A 17930-nucleotide genomic window follows, 5' to 3' on the forward strand; every position below is an offset into this window, starting at 1 on the left:
AAGAATCAACAGAAACAGCAGCTGAAGAAATAGCAGCCATTGCAGAAAGCAATATTGTTGATATGGGCAAACTTACAGTAGAAGAACTGCTGGAAGAATTGAACAAACGTGTACAATCATCACCGGATACTAAACTGAAGCGTCAGCTTGCACGCATTGTTGAACGCAGAACATTACCTGCTAAACGTCGTGGCTTTACACAAAAAGCAAAGATCAATGGCCAGGCTATTTTCCTACGCACAGGCGAATACAGCGATGGAACTGTTGGAGAGATCTTTGTCGACCTTGCAAAAGAAGGAAGTACATTGAAAGGGTTGATGAATAGTTTTGCTATTGCAATTTCTGTTGGTTTACAATATGGTGTTCCATTAGAAGAATACACAGAGAAGTTTGTGTTCACTAAGTTTGAACCAAGCGGCATGGTAGATCATCCGAATATTAAAACAACCACTTCAATTGTTGACTTTGTGTTCCGTTGCCTTGCGTATGAGTATTTAGGGCGTACTGATCTGGTGCATGTATTAGACAAACCAGAGATCAACAACACAGGGATGGACGATTGGGATGATGTGCCGACAGGATTGGAATACGAAAAAAAAACTCCGGAACTAAGTGATGTAAGAATAGTAGGTTCGGTAGCTCCTAAACCTGAGGTTCAAAAAGCACAGCGTGCTGTTACAAACCCGGTAAAAATGGAAAGTGGTCTTGATGCAGTGAACATGGCAGCGAAGAGCATGCAAAGCGATGCACCTGCCTGTAACACTTGCGGACATATCACTATCAGGAGTGGTACTTGTTACAAATGTTTGAACTGTGGTAACAGTATGGGTTGCAGTTAATGCAATCTTTCAACTACAAATCTCAACAGAGGTTCCTATAACAAACGCTCCGGTTCTCCGGAGCGTTTTTGTTTTATCGTAGTGCTACGCACTATCGGCATCGGCTGTACGTAAAAGCACGGGGTGTTTTCCCTTATTTGAAAATAATTAGTAAGGGATACACTTATTTTCACAATTGAAATACAGCCTCGTGCGTTTTGGATGCAGTAAGCGCTTATTTTTAAAATGTATTAAATCCGTACCAATGAAGAAAGCAATCGTTTTTTCCGTATTGCTGTTAAGTATCATTTATCTGAGCAGCTGCAGCAGATCCCTGACGCCCTATGAAGCCGCACATGGATCCTATCGCAAATGTATGCGTGTCAGATAACTCATGATACCCCCTTCATTGGGGGTATTTTTTTGTCTTTTATTCTTCTTTCACCTAAAATTAATGTGCCGGTAACAGGAATCAGACCGCTGTACCGCTATGGCATGTAAACTTTATTTACATTGCAGCACCCGGAAACGGGAAGCTTACACTTACAATTATGAGAAATTTATTTTGCCGGGCATTGCTCCCAGTATTTCTTTTTCTTTCAATAAATGTGCATTCACAATTAGTAAGCGGTCCTATGCTTGGACCGGTTGAATTACGAACCGCAAAATTGTGGATTGAAGTAAAGCCTGGTAGCGACGTAGTGTTACAATACTGGAAAAAAGGAAACGTCAATTCCTATAAATCCATTCAGAAAAAAACTGATCGCAACGATTGGTTTTCGCCGTTGGTATTTAATGTGGTGGGGTTGGAGTTGAATACAACATACGAATACCAGTTTCATATCAATCAGAAAATAATTGCTAAGCCAACAAAAGCAATGAGTTCTTTCACAACAAAAGAATTATGGCAATGGCGCAAACCAGCTCCCGATTTTTCTTTCTTAACGGGATCATGTGCCTACATCAATGAGCCTCCGGTTGACCGGCCCGGGAAACCATATGGCGGTGATTCATCCATTTTTGAAAGCATGGCAAAAGAGAAAGTTGCTTTTATGTTTTGGATGGGCGATAACTGGTACACACGTGAAGTAGATTATTCAGATGAATGGGGTTTGTGGAACAGGGCCAGTCATGATCGTTCAGTTCCTGTAATACAAAACTTCCTCCGTTCAACTTCGCATTATGCAATGTGGGATGATCATGATTATGGACCGAATGATATGGGATCAAATTTTATCCTCAAAAAAACTTCACGTGATGTATTCAGCAACTATTGGTTAAATACCAGCTATGGAATGAATGGTGAAGGAATTTATTCCATGATCAGCTATGGCGATGTAGATATTTTTATGATGGATGATCGCTGGTGGAGAAGTGCAGATAATATGAAGGATTCTATTAATGGCAAACCGAATCCTGACAAATTGATGTGGGGTAAACAACAAATGCAATGGTTGAAAAATGCATTGCTTTACAGTAAAGCAACATTCAAGATTATTGCAAATGGCAGCCAGGTGTTAAATCCTGTTTCACCTTTCGATAAATTATTAAACTGCCCGGTTGAGTATGAAGAACTGACCGTTTTTTTACAGGAGAATAAAATTCCTGGCGTACTGTTCATGAGCGGCGATCGTCATCATACAGAAGTAATAAAAGTAAACAGGCAAGCTGCTTATCCGTTGTACGATGTTACAGTTTCACCCTTAACAGCAGGCACACATAAATTTGGTGGCGTAGAAGCAAACAATTCTTATCGTGTTATGGGAATAGATGAAAAACAGAACTACGGTAAGTTTAATTTTACTGGTGCAAAAGGTCAACGAAAACTCACCGTTGAATTTTTTGGAGTGAAGGGCGATAAGTTAGGTGAGTGGAGTATTACGGAAAATGAATTGAAATAACATCGATAGGATTAGTCGACTTAAAAAAACAAGTATGAATATTTCTTTTAGATACGACCGGAAAAAAGTGATCCAAGCATTACGTTATCATTTTATTTCAAAAAAAGAAATACGTATCCTTATTATACTTGTAAATGTGTTTGCATTGTTTGCTGCTGCCATGTTCTTCTGGAAGAAAATTGCACCGGTTGCATTTTTACTTAGCTCCTTTTTATGGTTTTCACTCATGCTTTCCTTTTGGTATATCTTACCCTTTACAGTTTACAGCAGGGCTAAAACATTCAGGGATTCATTTAATCTTACTTTTTTAGATACTTATATGCATATCGAAAACCCGAGCGGAAGTAAGAACTGGAGTTATAGTGCATTTAAATATTTTATTGAAACGCCTAATTTTTTTCATCTCTATATTGATGAACGTTCATTCTTTCTGATCCCCAAAGATGCTTTTACGGGCGACGATGGAACGCACAATGCCAGAACATTACTACGTGAAAAGATCGGCCAGAAATAGGCTGCAGGTTCCTTGCTCAAATTAATCTGCGACAATTTCCAGATTAAATCTTCTATAGGCTTATCGTTGATTCTACTACATAGCAGCTAAAGGCTACTACTTAATTTTACAATGTTTCCTTTACCTGATTAAAACCTTTAGAATGAAATCCATATCCAAACATTTTAAAGGGCTTATAACGCCCTTTGTGTTTTTATTATCTGCCTATGCAGCTAATGCTCAATCCCCAGGATTAATTGTACGTCCTGCAGGTGCTCCCGGGCCAGTAGTGCTTAACCCCAACCAAAATAATTTTACTTCTGCAACCACTGCCGGATTTACAACAAGCGATATCACGCAAAGTGAAATTTTGTATAAGATCATTAAACCTGTAATGATAGAGCCAACAGGCGATCTTGCAACAGGACCTGATGGGGGCTATTCTGATATAGTGAAAACGGTTGATAACAGCGGCTGTTATATTTACAATGATGGTACCAACATTTTGTTTCGTTTACGCATCGGCAGTATTGTCAGCGGCGCAAAAGCATATAATATTTTAATTGATACCGATCTTCGTTTAGGTGCATCTGGTTCTTCCGCTGATCCTAATTATGTGGCTGCAACAAACAGTGGCAATGGTAATCCAGGGTTTGAGTTAGAAGTAGCGCTTGAAACAGGTACCAATGGCCGTGTTGCTATTTACAATGTTGATGGTATTTTAAACCCAACTGCAAGCAATACATATACACTTGCTACAAATCAACTGATCTCTGTTGCATTGAGTCGTGAATCGGGCAATGCAGATTATTTCTATGATTTTTTTGTACCAATGTCGGCGCTAGGTATTACTGCATCTACACCTATCCGCATGGTTATTTCAACCAATACAAATCCTGGTTCAGCATTCCAGGGAACACGTTCTGATATATACGGATTGAACGATGACAACTTCACAAGCACAACAAGTGCATGGGAATTTCTTGGCAAGAACACTCCAAGCTTTACTTTGAATGATGTTACTTCAGGAGGGTCCGGTCCTGGTGAGGCTTGTACTGCGGTACCCACTGTTAATACAGGTATTACCTCAGGCTCAAACGTAAATATCACTGGTACATGGACAAGACTTGATGCAACAAAATCATCAACAGCTGCCATTTCTGTTTATAAAAACGGAGTATTGGCAGGCACCACCACTGCAACATCAGGTGTAACATGGACATATACCATTTCAAGTGTTGCAAGTGCTGACGTTATCACTGCAAAGGCACAGTCAACCGGCGAAAGCATGTGCTTAACAAGTAACAGTGTTGCCGTAACATCTTGCTCGGCTGCTAACAGTACATCTACTTCCTCAATGACGATAACGTGTCTTTCTGCAAGAGGAGCAGGAGGCACTAAGTTAGATGGCGCCAGGGTAAAGCTTTATACAATTGCTTATAACGGCAGCTTGGTTCTTTTTGCTGATGACGCCACTACAACTAACAAGATTACCTATAATGCTACTTCCAATCCTGTTGGTACAACTGCATGGGAATACCAGCATACAAGTAATGGTGGACAAGCTGATCCTTGCGGTGGCGGTTCGCCCGACATGCCTGCTACCAACAGTTATGTGTTTACAGTAACAGAACCCGGCAAATGTGAATCGGGTCTTGTATGGCCAACTACTTGTTTGTTAGCAAGCGCAACTGTTCAACCAACCATTACGCAAACTGTTTTATATGCTGGTTCAAACACAATTAGTGGAACTAACGCTGAAGCAAATGCAGCAACAATAAGAGTATTGGTGAATGGTTACATAGTTGCATCTACAAACGTGGCAGCAAGCGCCGCTTATAGTTTTTCAAACATTGCCTTACAGGCAGGCGATGTTGTAACGGTAAGAGCTCAGGCTGCTTCAAAATGTGTAAGCACAGCAGCAACACTAACTACAACTTGCTTTACATCAGTACCCACTATAACAACAGATATTCAAGGCAACTTAACTGCAGGTGCAACAACAGTATCAGGCACATCATCTGAAGCTGCAGGTACAACCATTCGTGTGTACAATGGATCAAATGTATTACAAGGTTCATCAACAGTACAAGCAAACGGCACATGGTCAGTTACAGTTACTGCATTGGTGAACGCAACCGCTTATTATGCAACTGCACAAAACGGAATTTGTTCTGTAAGTGCAAACTCGTCGTCAGCAACTGCAAGAACCGCTACAACAGTTTGCCCTGTTATTACAGGATCATACACGGAAGGAAATACTTCTGTAACGGGAACGATCACCGGGCCATTTACAGGTACAGTTTATTTGTACCAGGATGGAGGATTGATCGGTTCGGTGGCACTTACTGCTCAATCTTCCTGGACAGTAACTGTTGCAGCGAGTAACCCACTATATGCTGGTGGAGTATTAACTGTTGGTGCGCAAGCAACAAGCGGCACACTAAATACGGCATGCGGTTCAACAACTACTGTTGCGTGTTCAGTTCCAACAACTCCATCTATCAGTCCACTTACATCTACCATCGGCGCTGGGCAAACTGTAACATACACCGTATCGAACACACAGTCGGGGGTATTGTACACAGTTGAAGATGCAAGCAGCGGATCAAGCTACGCCATATCAGAATTTGGCAATGGTGGCTCTGAAAGTATAACAACCCAAACATTTAACTCTGCGGGAACTTACAATATTGAAATTGTTGCCGATAAATTATCAGGTGCAGGTTGCTTATCAGTAGCCACCGCCACCATTACCGTTACCGGAACACTTCCCGTTGAGTTAATCTCCTTTAGTGGTCGAATGTTGAATGGACAATCGCAATTAAACTGGAGAACAGCAACAGAAAGTAACACCAGTCATTTTGTAATTGAGCGAAGCAGTAACGGTCAACAGTTTACTTCCATTGGTTCGGTAAAAGCAGCAGGCTATTCGTCAAACCAGATTGCATATCAATTTACAGATGCTGCACCATTTGCATTGAGTAATTATTATCGTTTGAAAATGGTTGATCAGGATGGTAAGTTTACCTACAGTGCGATCATCAGGCTCAATGCGATCATTGCAAATAAAGTAACAGCATCACCCAATCCATTTAGCCAGGTGATCAACATTCAGGCAACAGTTGAAAATAGTGGAGATGCATATATCCGCTTGTTCGATCAACAGGGTAAAATTGTTTATCAAACGATCAGATCTGTGATGAAAGGAAGCAATTCGTTCCAACTAAATAGTCTTCCTCAAATGCCCGCAGGTAATTATATTTTAGAATTACGAAGCGGACAACTAAAAACCTCCCAGGTTTTAGTAAAGCAGTAAGAAACCAAAATCAGCATAGTAAATGCCCTCAATTTTTTGAGGGCATTTTTATTGCAAATCAACATCTTGCGTTTTTTACTTGCAGAAATTACGGTTTTTTCATAGAAAAAATCCGTTAAGTGCTTGCCTACGTAAATTCTACATATTATGTTTGTGGCCAGTTAAGTAGATACCCTTAGAAAACAAGTTAATCCGACCGTGTAAAAAGCCAAATCAAGATTGTACGCTCTGTACAATTTTATCTCCACGGTTTTATTCGCTTCTTTTTAAGGTCTGTTCTAACGAATAGCATCTGTTTAATTGCCCGTACCTTAAAAGAGAACGAAATGAAAACAATTGTACCCGTGATGATGTTTTTGTTTACATCTATTTCTGTAAACAGTCAAAACACGAAAGATCTTCCTTCACCTGTTGCCAACCTCCAAACGCTGGCTGCCGGCAGTTATGTTATCCCGATGGATAATACATTGCAGGCAAATACAGCTGGTAATTTCAATCTGAAATCATATGGCTTAATCGTCCATTTGCTTAATTATGGTGTAAAAGTGAAGTGGGCCATAACAGCGGGCAAGGCAAAAGATGGAACCGATTTTTCAGGCACTGCAACTAAACTGTTGCCCTCAACAACAACTATTCCTTCCATTTATAATTTTCTTGCCGGTCCGTTTGTGATCTCAGCTGCCGACACCACCGGGGTAGCTGCAATTGTTCAGGCTTTTTATACCAACAATGGACTTACAGGTAATAATCGTCCTGCAGTTTATAAATTAACTTTAGCATCATTGAATGTTGATATACGTTACGATCTTACCGGCTTTGTTCCAAAAGCTGCTGTGTTAAATGATGGAGCTAATACGCCTGTTCACGTTGGTTATATGACAAAAGCTGCTATACCAACAATAAACTATTCCATAGCTTCTGCATTAGATCTTATTTCACGCTGTTATACGTTTGCAAGCGAGCCGCATATTGATGATTCATTGATGAATACAGCGTATGCAGATGCAGTAAGAATATTCGTTTCATATGGTGGAAACTTCCTGGCACAGTGTGAAGCAATTCTTTCTTATGAAAACAGAACAAATGGACATTTTCAGTCAACAGCCGGACTTACAAAAACAAATACTGCTATTACTTCAGCTCAAACAGTTTATACAAACCCGGATTTAGCGTTCAGTCAATACCAGGGTGTATTTGATATTCAACAAGCTGGTAGTGTTCGTAACTGGGTATTAAGCAGCGGAAGTTCTTATAAGAATAATGCACATAACCACGCAACTGGTCCATCAAATACACCTGTTGGTGCGAGTGTATCAAAGATCAATAGCTCAACACAGGCAGGGGGACTGATCTATTATATCGGCAATCATGAATTTAGTTCTGAAACAAATATTGCTTCCATTAATGGAATTCGCATGTACATGAATGCATTGTTAACGCCAGCCGGATTAGGTTCAAAGTGTGGAGCAACCGGACAAATGATGATGGCAATTCTTTCGCTGAAACTTGATGAATTTAATGCACTGCAAAAAAATGAACATGCGGAATTAACATGGACAACAGTACAAAGTTCCAGTGCAAGTCAGTTTATTATTGAACGTAGTACCGATGGTACAACATTCCGTGAAGCGGGTATTGTGTTTTCAAAATCAGATGATGCAGTTGTGTATAAATTCAAAGACCAAATACGTGCTGCAAATGGTACTAATCTTTACTACCGGATTCGTACAGAAGATAATCGTGGTAAATATGAATATTCTGAAATAAGAGTCCTGAAGATCGGTGCTGCGAATTGTCCGGCAACGATCAGCACATTCCCTAACCCTGTGGTGAATAAAGTGGTGGTGGGTTTGCCATCAGTATGGAGTGGTAAACAAATAAATTATGAGTTGGTGGATCTTAACGGTAAACCTGTTGAACGCTTCAACGGTACCGTTAACAGCAACACACAGGAGTTAAATGTTGCTCATTTAAACAGCGGCTATTATTACCTGCGTGTAAACTGCAATGGCGAACAGATCAGCAAAAAGATATTAAAGAAATAGTACGGTCCTTTTCAGCGACCCCAATCCGGGCCTTTCCAGGTCCGGAATTTTTTTGCGCTAAATATTTGGTTTATAAAATAAACTAGTCTATGTTTGTGTCCTATTTATAGAAAATGAAAGCAATAACCTTACTCATCAGCCTTATCATCATCACCCAACTGGCAGTTGGGCAAACCACCATCAGTGGCACTGTGTTAGACAATAAAAAGAAGCCCGTTGCCGGTGCGTCTGTTGCTATTAAAGATTCTTACGACGGTGCCACTGCTGATTCGGTCGGTCGGTTCCGGTTTAAAACCACCGATAAAGGAAATCAGATCATCATTATTACAGCCATTGGTTACAAAACGGTGGAATTGCCGGTTGAATTGAAACCCGGCGATCTTCAATTACCGGTTCAGTTAAAAGAAGAAGTAACTGAAATGAGCGCCGTAGTAATTACTGCCGGCTCTTTCGAAGCAAGCGATCGCAAACGTGCTGCTGCAGTTTTATCATCTATCGATATTGTTACAACAGCCAGTGCTAATGGCGATGTAACCGGAGCATTAAAAACATTACCCGGCGCACAACAGGTAGGTGAGAGTGAAGGTTTATTTGTGCGTGGTGGAACTGCCGCTGAAACAAAAACATTTATTGATGGCACACTTGTAAACAATTTCTTTTTCAGCAGCGTGCCGGGTATTGCACAACGTGGCCGTTTCTCTCCGTTTATATTTAAAGGAACGGTCTTTAGCACCGGTGGTTATAGTGCATTGTACGGACAAGCATTATCATCAGCATTAATTTTAGAATCAATTGATCTGCCCGAACAATCATCGGCCAGTTTAAATTTATCGGTCTTGAGTTTAGGAGCAGGTTTTCAAAAGCTCAATAAAAAGAAAACCGCATCATGGGGTGTAAATTATAATTATTCAAATCTCGAACTTGCATTTGCAGTTATTAAACAGCAACAGGAATATACAAAAGCACCCGATGCTCATTATATCGATGGAAACTTTCGCATTAAAACATCGAAAAACGGTATGCTGAAGTACTATGGTTTTTACAGCAGCAACAAATTGGGATTTACACAAAACAGTTTAGATACGATGGGATATAAAGATCGTTTTGGCTTAGCCAACGGCAATATGTATCACAACTTCTCCTGGAAAGAAAACCTGAAAAATAAATGGAAATTGCAAACAGGTTTTTCTTTCTCCACTAACAAAGATGATATTGGTTTTGGTATACAGGATGAAGACAAGAAAGATGTATTGCTTACTGGTCTTGAATACAAACGCTTTGATATTGATAGTAAAGGTTTCTATGTTAACGGTCGCATCGTGTTGGAAAAAAAGTTTAAAGGGTTGAATACACTTCGGGTTGGTACAGAATATAATCACAGCGACGATCAAAGTATTTTCACCGCTTACAATGGAATGAAGTTTAACAGCAGGTTAATTGAAAATGTTTATTCGTTGTTTGCAGAACAGGATGTGTACCTCACCAACAGTCTTGCTGCAAAAATTGGCGCACGTGCAGAACATTCTGCCTATCTAAACAAAACTAATCTTGCTCCCCGTGTTTCATTGGCTTATAAGCTGGGTAAAGAAAGCCAGGCATCATTGGCATATGGTATTTTTTATCAAAACCCTGAATTACGTTACCAACCTTCTGTAAATCCATTAACGTTTATGAAGGCCGAACATTACATCGCACAATTCCAAAAAACAACTAGTCTTACCACTTTTCGTGTAGAAGCGTTTTATAAGAAGTATGACAATCTTGTAAAGACAAGCAATGTGAGTGGCAGGGAAATGGGCAGCAACAACAATGGTTTTGGAGATGCAAGCGGATTTGAATTGTTCTGGAGAGATAAAAAGAATGTAAAGAATCTTGATTACTGGATATCATATTCATTCCTTGATACAAAACGTGATTTCTTAAACTTCCCAACAGCCATTACACCAAACTTTGCAGCAAAACATACTGCATCATTAGTAATGAAAAAATTTGTGACCAAGCTGAAAACAAACGTCAATTTATCCTACAACTATGCAAGCGGTCGCCCTTATTACAACATCCAGTACGATCCAAATACAAACAAAACATTCTTTGCTGACAAAGGGCGTATTCCTGATTATCATAACGTAAGTTTTGCATTAAATTTTCTGCCATCTATTGGCAAGCAAAATGCAAAAGCTTTTGCTGTGTATGTGTTAAGTGTGAGCAACATTTTTAATATTAAACAGGTGTATGGTTACAACTATTCAACAAATGGCGCACGCCGAAGCGAATTAGTACCACCATCCCGAATGTTTATTTTCATTGGTGCGTTCATCAGCTTTGGAGTTGACCGCAGCGAAGATGCCATCAACAATAATTTATAAATCATCATTAACCATTCAACTTTATCTCATGAGTAATTTTCAACGAATCCCTGATTCAGCCGACGAAAAAGACAAACAACTTTGGGAGATCGCACAAAAGCGTGCTTCGTTTAAACGTCACCTGATGACTTACCTGGTTGTAAACGCATTTATGTGGGCCATTTGGGCAATGACCGGATCGCACAGGTATAATGGCGGAATGCCCTGGCCTCTTTGGTCAACACTTGGCTGGGGTATTGGACTGGCATTTCATTATTTCGGCGCTTATGTTGATCCTGCTAATAACAGTGTGGAGCGTGAATATGAAAAACTAAAAAATAAACAATAACCTTTCTCATCTAATAAATTATCAAACAATGAAACAAGTACTTCTTGCTGTCATCTTTGCTCACCTTTTTACAGCTGCGTTTTCACAAAGCGAACGTTACACCGGTGCTATGCAAAAAAATATGCAAGCCATGGGTGAAGCAAAAACGGCCGATGCTATGCTTGATGTGGTAAATGCATTCGAACGCATTGGTAATGCAGAAAAAAATCAATGGCTTCCTTTTTATTATGCAGCAGTTGCACAGGTGTGGCATGCATTTATGACAAACGATCCTAAACAATTCGATCCATTAGCTGACAAGGCAACGGTATTTATCAACAAAGCAGAAGAGTTTGAAAAAAATAATTCCGAGATCGCTTTGGTGAAAGCAATGATCGCTACTGTAAAAATGAGTGCAGACCCGATGACCAGGTATATGCAATACGGTGCCATTATCCAGGAAAATACAGCGCTGTCAAAAAAGCTTGATCCAACAAATCCCCGTCCTTTCATGTGGGAAGCGCAAGGTATCAGCAGAACACCTGAACAATTTGGTGGTGGTTGTGGCAAAGCAAAACCTGTATTTGAAGAAGCAGCAAAACTTTTCGATGCATTTAAACCCGCATCAGCATTGCATCCTAACTGGGGAAAAGAACAAAACGCACAAGCATATACAGCGTGTAAATAATGTGTATTAGTCCCGGAGTATACACTTCGGGACTAGCTTATTTTTGAAGTTTAAACAATAGCACATGGAGCAACAGGATTTTTCAGCGAAAGACAGTCTGCAGCTCATTGAATCAATGATCAGCAAAGCACAAAACCGTTTTAGTGAAAACGGTCACCTGTATTTATTATGGGGATGGGTAATTCTGTTGTGCAGTATTACCAGCTTTGTGTCTGTTTACTTCTTTGGAAATTTTAAGATGCTCATGTATGTGTGGATGCTCACTATTCCAACAGTGATCTATCAAATGGTTTACTTGTCTCGTGTGAAGAAGAACACTACCGTTCGCACATATGCCGATGAAATAATAAGCTATGTGTGGGTAGTATTTGTGATCATGGGTTTTCTAGTGGGAATTATCATTGGTCGTAGCGGGCAACCTCAATTGTTTAATCCTCTTATATTAATGTTATATGGCATGCCTACGTTTCTGTGCGGCATTATTTTAAAGTTTGTTCCATTACGTATTGGTGCTGTAAGCTGCTGGGTATTGGCATTGGTATCGGTTTTTGTTCCATACCATTTTTCATTCTTGTTATTGGCAGTAGCCGTTATTGTAACTTGGATTGTGCCGGGTTATTTACTTCGCTCACGCTTTCAAAAACAAAACTGATCATGCAGGAAAAACAATTAACGGAACAGGAGAGTTTAATGATCATTCAGCAAATGATCAGTCGTGCAAAAAATGTTTTTGTTGATACAGGCATTGGTCCCATTCTTTGGGGAACAGTTATTACAATCTGTAGCCTTGTACAATTCTGCATTATCCAGTTTCAATGGAAGTTGCCTTTTGATATCTGGTTGCTGGCGTTATTTGCTGTTGTTCCGCAAATATTTATTTCAATTCGTGAACGTCGTGAACGTAAAGCAAAAGGTTGGGATGAAGATATGTTGAGTTATGTGTGGCTTTGTTTTGGCGTAGGTATTTTCATTGTCAACTTCATTAACAATGTTGCAGCCGATTCGTTGCATCCCATCTTAAACGATTACCGTGAAATAACCGGAAAAGCAGACGTCCCCAACTTCTGGACCTTTGGTTCTTCCTACTTATTATTTGTTTATGGCTTCCCCACTATTGTAACCGGCGCTGCCCGTAAATTCAGAATCATGACAATTGGTGGAATTGTTTGCTGGATAAGTGCACTGGTGAGCGCTTTCACCATTGTAAAATTCGATTTTTTATTGATGGCATTATCGGCAACACTGGCGTGGCTTGTGCCGGGTATTATCTTACGTACAAAATATCTGCAGGGAAAGCAGCAGCATGTTTAAAGATCTCGACCCCATATTACATTCACAACTACGCCTTGCCGTTATGAGCTTGCTCATTGGAGTGAAGGAGGCTGAGTTTACGTTTATAAGAGAGAAAACCGGCTCAACAGCTGGTAACCTAAGCGTGCAGATCAGTAAACTAAAGGAAGCCGGTTATGTGGATGTGATTAAGCAGTTTAAAGATAACTATCCACAAACCATTTGTAAAATTACCGCCACAGGTATTGCCGCTTTTGAAACCTACGTTAAAGCGTTACAAACTTATCTGCCAAAATAAGTTTTCCGTTTGATCCAACCTTATCTTTACTATGTTGTTGTTGTACGGCAACAGAACTTATGGAATCAGTCATAAAGGTCACCCAACTCAGCAAAGTTTTCAGCGAAGTAACGGCAGTAAATAATTTGTCTTTCACTGTACAGAAAGGCGATGTTTATGGTTTTCTCGGACAGAACGGTGCGGGCAAATCAACAACTATCCGCATGTTGCTTACGCTCATAAAACCAACAAGTGGTTCCATTGAAATTTTTGGGTATGATCTCAATCAACATCGAAAAGAAATTCTGCGCAATACAGGTGCTGTTATTGAACGCCCCGATCTCTACAAATATTTAACGGCTTATGAAACGTTGCAACTCTTTGCAAAAATGAGCGGGGTAAAACTCAGCAAAGCAAATTTTATGGATCAACTGGAGTTGGTTGGTCTTGCACAACGGGCCAACAGCAAAGTGCGAACATTCTCACAAGGTATGAAGCAACGCTTAGGCATTGCAGTTGCATTGGTGCACAATCCGGAACTTATTATACTTGATGAACCAACAAACGGTCTCGATCCACAAGGGATTGCTGATATGCGGAATCTTATTCTGATGTTAAGAGAGAAAATGAATAAAACAATTCTTGTGTCATCGCATTTGTTGAGCGAAGTGGAACAGATCGCTAACCGCATGCTTATTATTGATAAAGGAAAAAAGCTGGTGGAAGGAACGGTAGCGGAGTTATTTCATCCTGATGACACCGTTGTGTTTATCGAAACTGATGAGCTTACCCGTTGTGAGCAATTGCTGAAACAAACTAATTACGCTGATAAATTAATGGGCGCAGATGTAAGAGGGGTTGAAGTAAAGTTGCGGAAAGAGGCTGTGCCAGATCTTGCAAAATTGTTAATTGAAAATAATATCAGCGTATTGGGTATTACGGCACGACATTCCCTGGAAGATTATTTCTTAAAGATCACAACAGCTAATCAACATGTGGAGCCTTTTAAAAATTGAGTTGTTCAAAGTATTCAAACGTCCACGCACTTACATTGCATTTATTGCGGTGTGGGCAATTGTCACGTTGATACAACTGGCGATATATGTTGATGGGCCGAAGTACATGGATTTTGTGTTGAAGGATGTGAAAGACAATTTTGATGTAATAGGTAATCCACTCAATGGCTATTTTGTTTGTTTTGTTATTTTACAAACATTGTTGATACATGTGCCACTGCTGGTAGCATTGGTAAGTGCTGATATGATTGCAGGCGAAGCAAATATGGGAACACTTCGTTTGCTAATTACAAAACCGGTAAGCCGCACAAAATTGCTCATAAGCAAATTTCTTGCTTCAGCTATTTACGCCATCATTCTGCTTATCTGGATCGCCATACTTGGATTGTTCTTATCGATGGCTATTTTCGGTACTGATGGATTGATGAATGCAAAAAGCTACGAAATCATTATTCTGAATGGTAATGATATTTTCTGGCGTTATCTCTGCGCCTTTGGCTTTGCTGCTATTGCCCTCATCACCGTTTCATCTCTTGGTTTTTTCTTTTCCATTTTTGCGGAGAATTCGCTGGGACCCATTGTGGCAACCATGAGTGTGATCATTGTGTTTACCATTCTCACAACGCTGGATATTCCTTTGTTCCAAAGTGTAAATGATTTTTTCTTTACGTCACACATGATAGGGTGGAAAGGTTTTTTTGAAATGAAAGTGGATGCCGAAGGGATGGCCATTCCGGGGACCATTAGAAATTTGCCTGCTGTATTACGAAGTGCAGGCATCCTTTTGCTGCATATTTTCATCTTTACCGGGTCGGCCATTTATATTTTCAACCGGAAAGATGTGTTAAGTTAAAAACAGTTTAAAGTTTCGTGAAAGTCATGAGGAATAAATTTTATATAAAGTCATTTTTAAGCAAGATGGTTTTTACCGCTTGCTTCATATTATTTGTATCATCCATTCAAGCGCAAGCAGCTGATGAATTGATCAGTAAGGTAAAAGCAAAAATGGATAAGGTGACGGATTATATTGCTACCGGTAAAATGAAAACCGATGTAGTGTTTATTAAAGCACCCATTGCCAACATCAAATCTTATTTTAAGAAACCAAATCGTTTTGCCATTAAACGAGATGGGGGCGTTTCGTTATTGCCAAAAGGCGGAGTAAGCGTAAACGTCAGTTCCTTATTGCTCACAGATAGTTATACTGCAATTGATGCAGGCAAAGGAACTGTTGCAGGCACTGCAGTCCGCATCATTAAATTGTTGCCACTTAGCGAAACGAGTGATGTAGTGTTAACCACTATGTATATTGACGAAAAGAATTTGCTTATCCGTAAATCAAGTACAACCACAAAAGAGAATGGCACGTTTGACATGGAAATGCAATTTGGAAAATATGCCGATTGGGGCTTGCCTGATAAAGTGGTTTTCTCGTTTAATACCAAGGATTACAAACTTCCCAAAGGCATTACACTGGAGTATGATGATGGCAGCAAAAAGCCCGAACTTCCAAAAAACAAAAAAGGGAAAGTGGAGATCACTTACAGTTCGTATGTCATTAACAAAGGAGTTACAGATGCAATGTTAAAATAAAAAAGCAATGCGTTGAGCATTGCTTTGTGTAGATTGAACGTTGTTTGTCTTGCTTTATTCTTCTTCAATTTTTTCATCAACAGCTCTTGCAAGCATAGCTGCACTCATTTTACGCATAGGATTTTTTCTTGCATCGGCATAACCGTTGCGACTTCTGAAAATATCAATGGCCATAAACAGCGCAGCACGTATAGAAGATTCATCAGCTTTTCCTTTTCCTGCAATATCAAATGCAGTTCCATGATCGGGACTGGTGCGTATACCTTGCAAACCTGCAGTATAATTTACACCTTCACCAATAGCAAGTGATTTAAAAGGAATCAAACCCTGGTCGTGGTACATTGCTAGTACTGCATCAAATTTTTCATGTTGACCACGTGCAAAGAAAGCATCGGCACTATAAGGTCCAAAACAAAACACATCACCCTGTTTTGCTTCTTTGATAGCTGGTTTAATAATTTCTTCTTCTTCTTTACCCACTAGCCCTTCATCACCAGCATGAGGATTCAATCCCAGCACGGCAATCTTTGGTTTATCAACTCCAAAATCTTTCTTCAGCGATTGATTCATCAACTTCAGTTTGCTGACGATCGCTTCTCTTGTGATATGCTGAGCAACTTCTGCAACAGGAACATGTTCTGTTACCAACGCCACTTTTATATTATCCGCAACCATAAACATCACCACATCATTTGCTTCAAAAGCAGCTTTCAGGTACGGGGTGTGACCTGTATATGGGAAAACCTCTGACTGTACATTTTTTTTATGGATAGGAGCAGTTACTAATGCATCGATCTGTTTTTCCTTCAATGCCTTTACTGCTTCTGTAAGTGAAATGATGGCGTAATGTCCTGCAACATCGGTGAGTTGGCCCGGGGTAATACTCACTTCATCCTCCCAACAACTGAATACATTCACTGTTTTTGGACTCAGGCGCTGGAAATCCCTTACTGCCTGGTAATTGAAACTCCCGTCGCTCACTGATTTTTTGTAAAAGTTGATGCTTTTATTGGATGCAAAAACAACCGGCGTGCAAAGTTCAGTGATGCGGCTGTCGTTCAGGGTTTTAATAATGATTTCAATGCCAATTCCGTTCAGGTCGCCACAACTGAAGCCAATAACTGGTTTTTGTTCGGGTTGAGTCATAAAATAAACTGTATTGCTTACAAATGTAATGGATTGTTTCTTTTAAGAAGCCTTTGCTAAAGAGCTGAAAAACAGGATAGTTAAGTGCCTGAAAGAATTTTACGTTCATCGATTGCAGTATTTACGGTGTTTTCGTGGGAAAAAAAGATGCATCTCTAAGTGGAAATTCATGACCGAATTTTAGGATATCAGTGCATGCGTTTCTAATTTGTGTCAAAATCGTAATCCCCATGAAAACAATTATTATTGTTGCAGCCTTTGCGCTGTCTTTTACTACGACTTTCGCACAATCTAACGGCAAAGGAAACACGCCATCTGGCAACGCCTTCGGATATTTCCGGGTACACCGCCAGTCAACTGATGTTTCTCTTAACTGGACAGTAGCCAATCCATCAGCCGTAACCGGTTTTACCGTTGAACGTTCATACGACGGTTACTGGTTCTTCGAAATTGACGAAGTAGGTTCTTCAGCAACCGAGCCTTCTTACAAATACAGAGACACAGGAGCATTTCCTGGTTATCTGTACTATCGTATCGTTGCTCGCCATGCAGATGGTTCTACAGAGAATTCTCCTGTGGAAATGATCCGCATCGTAAGCAAAAAAGGTTAATTTTTGAAAGGCTGTGCAGGTTACAGTGCACAGCCTTCATTTCATTTAAATCCGTTACTT

Annotated in this window: 16 protein-coding genes; 15 read left to right on the forward strand and 1 reads right to left on the reverse strand. The window is 40.0% G+C overall.

Annotated features, from left to right (window positions below; translation table 11 throughout):
- Window positions 1-62 precede the first annotated feature (62 nt).
- The 14 genes from ACO1QW_RS06410 (at window position 63) to ACO1QW_RS06475 (ending at window position 16113) form a co-directional block, all read left to right on the forward strand.
- A complete protein-coding gene (locus tag ACO1QW_RS06410) occupies window positions 63-839 on the forward strand; it encodes a TSCPD domain-containing protein (protein ID WP_486257260.1) in 777 nt (258 codons plus the stop codon).
- Between the two features lie 530 nt (window positions 840-1369).
- A complete protein-coding gene (locus ACO1QW_RS06415) occupies window positions 1370-2719 on the forward strand; it encodes an alkaline phosphatase D family protein (protein WP_486256780.1) in 1350 nt (449 codons plus the stop codon).
- Between the two features lie 34 nt (window positions 2720-2753).
- Window positions 2754-3233, forward strand: a complete 480-nt coding sequence (locus ACO1QW_RS06420) for a YcxB family protein (RefSeq protein WP_486256782.1) — start codon at window positions 2754-2756, stop codon at window positions 3231-3233.
- A 142-nt stretch (window positions 3234-3375) separates the two neighbouring features.
- A complete protein-coding gene (locus ACO1QW_RS06425) occupies window positions 3376-6531 on the forward strand; it encodes a T9SS type A sorting domain-containing protein (RefSeq protein WP_486256784.1) in 3156 nt (1051 codons plus the stop codon).
- 326 nt (window positions 6532-6857) lie between these two features.
- Entirely contained in the window at window positions 6858-8576 is a 1719-nt protein-coding gene (locus tag ACO1QW_RS06430; protein ID WP_486256786.1) for a T9SS type A sorting domain-containing protein, read from the forward strand.
- 113 nt (window positions 8577-8689) lie between these two features.
- On the forward strand, window positions 8690-10942 hold the full coding sequence (locus tag ACO1QW_RS06435) for a TonB-dependent receptor (RefSeq protein WP_486256788.1): 2253 nt from the start codon (window positions 8690-8692) through the stop codon (window positions 10940-10942).
- A gap of 28 nt (window positions 10943-10970) precedes the next feature.
- Window positions 10971-11270 (forward strand): 2TM domain-containing protein, encoded by a 300-nt coding sequence (locus ACO1QW_RS06440; RefSeq protein ID WP_486256790.1) that lies wholly within the window; start codon window positions 10971-10973, stop codon window positions 11268-11270.
- A 28-nt stretch (window positions 11271-11298) separates the two neighbouring features.
- Window positions 11299-11937, forward strand: coding sequence for a hypothetical protein (locus tag ACO1QW_RS06445; protein WP_486256792.1), 639 nt, complete (start codon window positions 11299-11301; stop codon window positions 11935-11937).
- Window positions 11938-12001: 64 nt separating this feature from the next.
- Window positions 12002-12589 (forward strand): hypothetical protein, encoded by a 588-nt coding sequence (locus tag ACO1QW_RS06450; RefSeq protein ID WP_486256794.1) that lies wholly within the window; start codon window positions 12002-12004, stop codon window positions 12587-12589.
- Window positions 12590-12591: 2 nt separating this feature from the next.
- Window positions 12592-13248: a hypothetical protein gene (locus tag ACO1QW_RS06455; protein ID WP_486256795.1), complete on the forward strand. Its 657-nt coding sequence runs from the start codon at window positions 12592-12594 to the stop codon at window positions 13246-13248.
- Complete coding sequence (locus ACO1QW_RS06460; protein WP_486256796.1) at window positions 13241-13525, forward strand: winged helix-turn-helix domain-containing protein; 285 nt, start codon at window positions 13241-13243, stop codon at window positions 13523-13525. Before ACO1QW_RS06455 ends, ACO1QW_RS06460 begins: the two co-directional genes overlap by 8 nt.
- 59 nt (window positions 13526-13584) lie before the next feature.
- Complete coding sequence (locus tag ACO1QW_RS06465) at window positions 13585-14520, forward strand: ABC transporter ATP-binding protein (RefSeq protein ID WP_486256798.1); 936 nt, start codon at window positions 13585-13587, stop codon at window positions 14518-14520.
- Window positions 14498-15373: an ABC transporter permease gene (locus ACO1QW_RS06470; RefSeq protein WP_486256800.1), complete on the forward strand. Its 876-nt coding sequence runs from the start codon at window positions 14498-14500 to the stop codon at window positions 15371-15373. Before ACO1QW_RS06465 ends, ACO1QW_RS06470 begins: the two co-directional genes overlap by 23 nt.
- Window positions 15374-15399: 26 nt before the next feature.
- Window positions 15400-16113, forward strand: coding sequence for a LolA family protein (locus tag ACO1QW_RS06475; RefSeq protein WP_486256801.1), 714 nt, complete (start codon window positions 15400-15402; stop codon window positions 16111-16113).
- Window positions 16114-16167: 54 nt separating this feature from the next.
- On the opposite strand, the gene pdxA is transcribed toward ACO1QW_RS06475, so the two are convergent.
- Window positions 16168-17259, reverse strand: a complete 1092-nt coding sequence (pdxA, locus tag ACO1QW_RS06480) for a 4-hydroxythreonine-4-phosphate dehydrogenase PdxA (RefSeq protein WP_486256803.1) — start codon at window positions 17257-17259, stop codon at window positions 16168-16170.
- Window positions 17260-17489: 230 nt separating this feature from the next.
- Between pdxA and ACO1QW_RS06485 the strand changes: the two genes are divergently transcribed.
- Entirely contained in the window at window positions 17490-17870 is a 381-nt protein-coding gene (locus tag ACO1QW_RS06485) for a hypothetical protein (protein ID WP_486256805.1), read from the forward strand.
- Window positions 17871-17930 lie beyond the last annotated feature (60 nt).

Source organism: Lacibacter sp., assembly GCF_057361365.1.

What these genes read in the sequence shown, in the direction of transcription:
- ACO1QW_RS06470 (WP_486256800.1), top strand. Translation starts at nt 14,498, where the DNA reads ATGTGGAGCCTTTTAAAAATTGAGTTGTTCAAAGTATTCAAACGTCCA.
- ACO1QW_RS06445 (WP_486256792.1), top strand. Translation starts at nt 11,299, where the DNA reads ATGAAACAAGTACTTCTTGCTGTCATCTTTGCTCACCTTTTTACAGCT.
- ACO1QW_RS06455 (WP_486256795.1), top strand. Translation starts at nt 12,592, where the DNA reads ATGCAGGAAAAACAATTAACGGAACAGGAGAGTTTAATGATCATTCAG.
- pdxA (WP_486256803.1), bottom strand. Translation starts at nt 17,259, where the DNA reads ATGACTCAACCCGAACAAAAACCAGTTATTGGCTTCAGTTGTGGCGAC.
- ACO1QW_RS06410 (WP_486257260.1), top strand. Translation starts at nt 63, where the DNA reads ATGGGCAAACTTACAGTAGAAGAACTGCTGGAAGAATTGAACAAACGT.
- ACO1QW_RS06450 (WP_486256794.1), top strand. Translation starts at nt 12,002, where the DNA reads ATGGAGCAACAGGATTTTTCAGCGAAAGACAGTCTGCAGCTCATTGAA.
- ACO1QW_RS06440 (WP_486256790.1), top strand. Translation starts at nt 10,971, where the DNA reads ATGAGTAATTTTCAACGAATCCCTGATTCAGCCGACGAAAAAGACAAA.
- ACO1QW_RS06465 (WP_486256798.1), top strand. Translation starts at nt 13,585, where the DNA reads ATGGAATCAGTCATAAAGGTCACCCAACTCAGCAAAGTTTTCAGCGAA.
- ACO1QW_RS06425 (WP_486256784.1), top strand. Translation starts at nt 3,376, where the DNA reads ATGAAATCCATATCCAAACATTTTAAAGGGCTTATAACGCCCTTTGTG.
- ACO1QW_RS06415 (WP_486256780.1), top strand. Translation starts at nt 1,370, where the DNA reads ATGAGAAATTTATTTTGCCGGGCATTGCTCCCAGTATTTCTTTTTCTT.
- ACO1QW_RS06475 (WP_486256801.1), top strand. Translation starts at nt 15,400, where the DNA reads ATGAGGAATAAATTTTATATAAAGTCATTTTTAAGCAAGATGGTTTTT.
- ACO1QW_RS06430 (WP_486256786.1), top strand. Translation starts at nt 6,858, where the DNA reads ATGAAAACAATTGTACCCGTGATGATGTTTTTGTTTACATCTATTTCT.
- ACO1QW_RS06460 (WP_486256796.1), top strand. Translation starts at nt 13,241, where the DNA reads ATGTTTAAAGATCTCGACCCCATATTACATTCACAACTACGCCTTGCC.
- ACO1QW_RS06420 (WP_486256782.1), top strand. Translation starts at nt 2,754, where the DNA reads ATGAATATTTCTTTTAGATACGACCGGAAAAAAGTGATCCAAGCATTA.
- ACO1QW_RS06485 (WP_486256805.1), top strand. Translation starts at nt 17,490, where the DNA reads ATGAAAACAATTATTATTGTTGCAGCCTTTGCGCTGTCTTTTACTACG.
- ACO1QW_RS06435 (WP_486256788.1), top strand. Translation starts at nt 8,690, where the DNA reads ATGAAAGCAATAACCTTACTCATCAGCCTTATCATCATCACCCAACTG.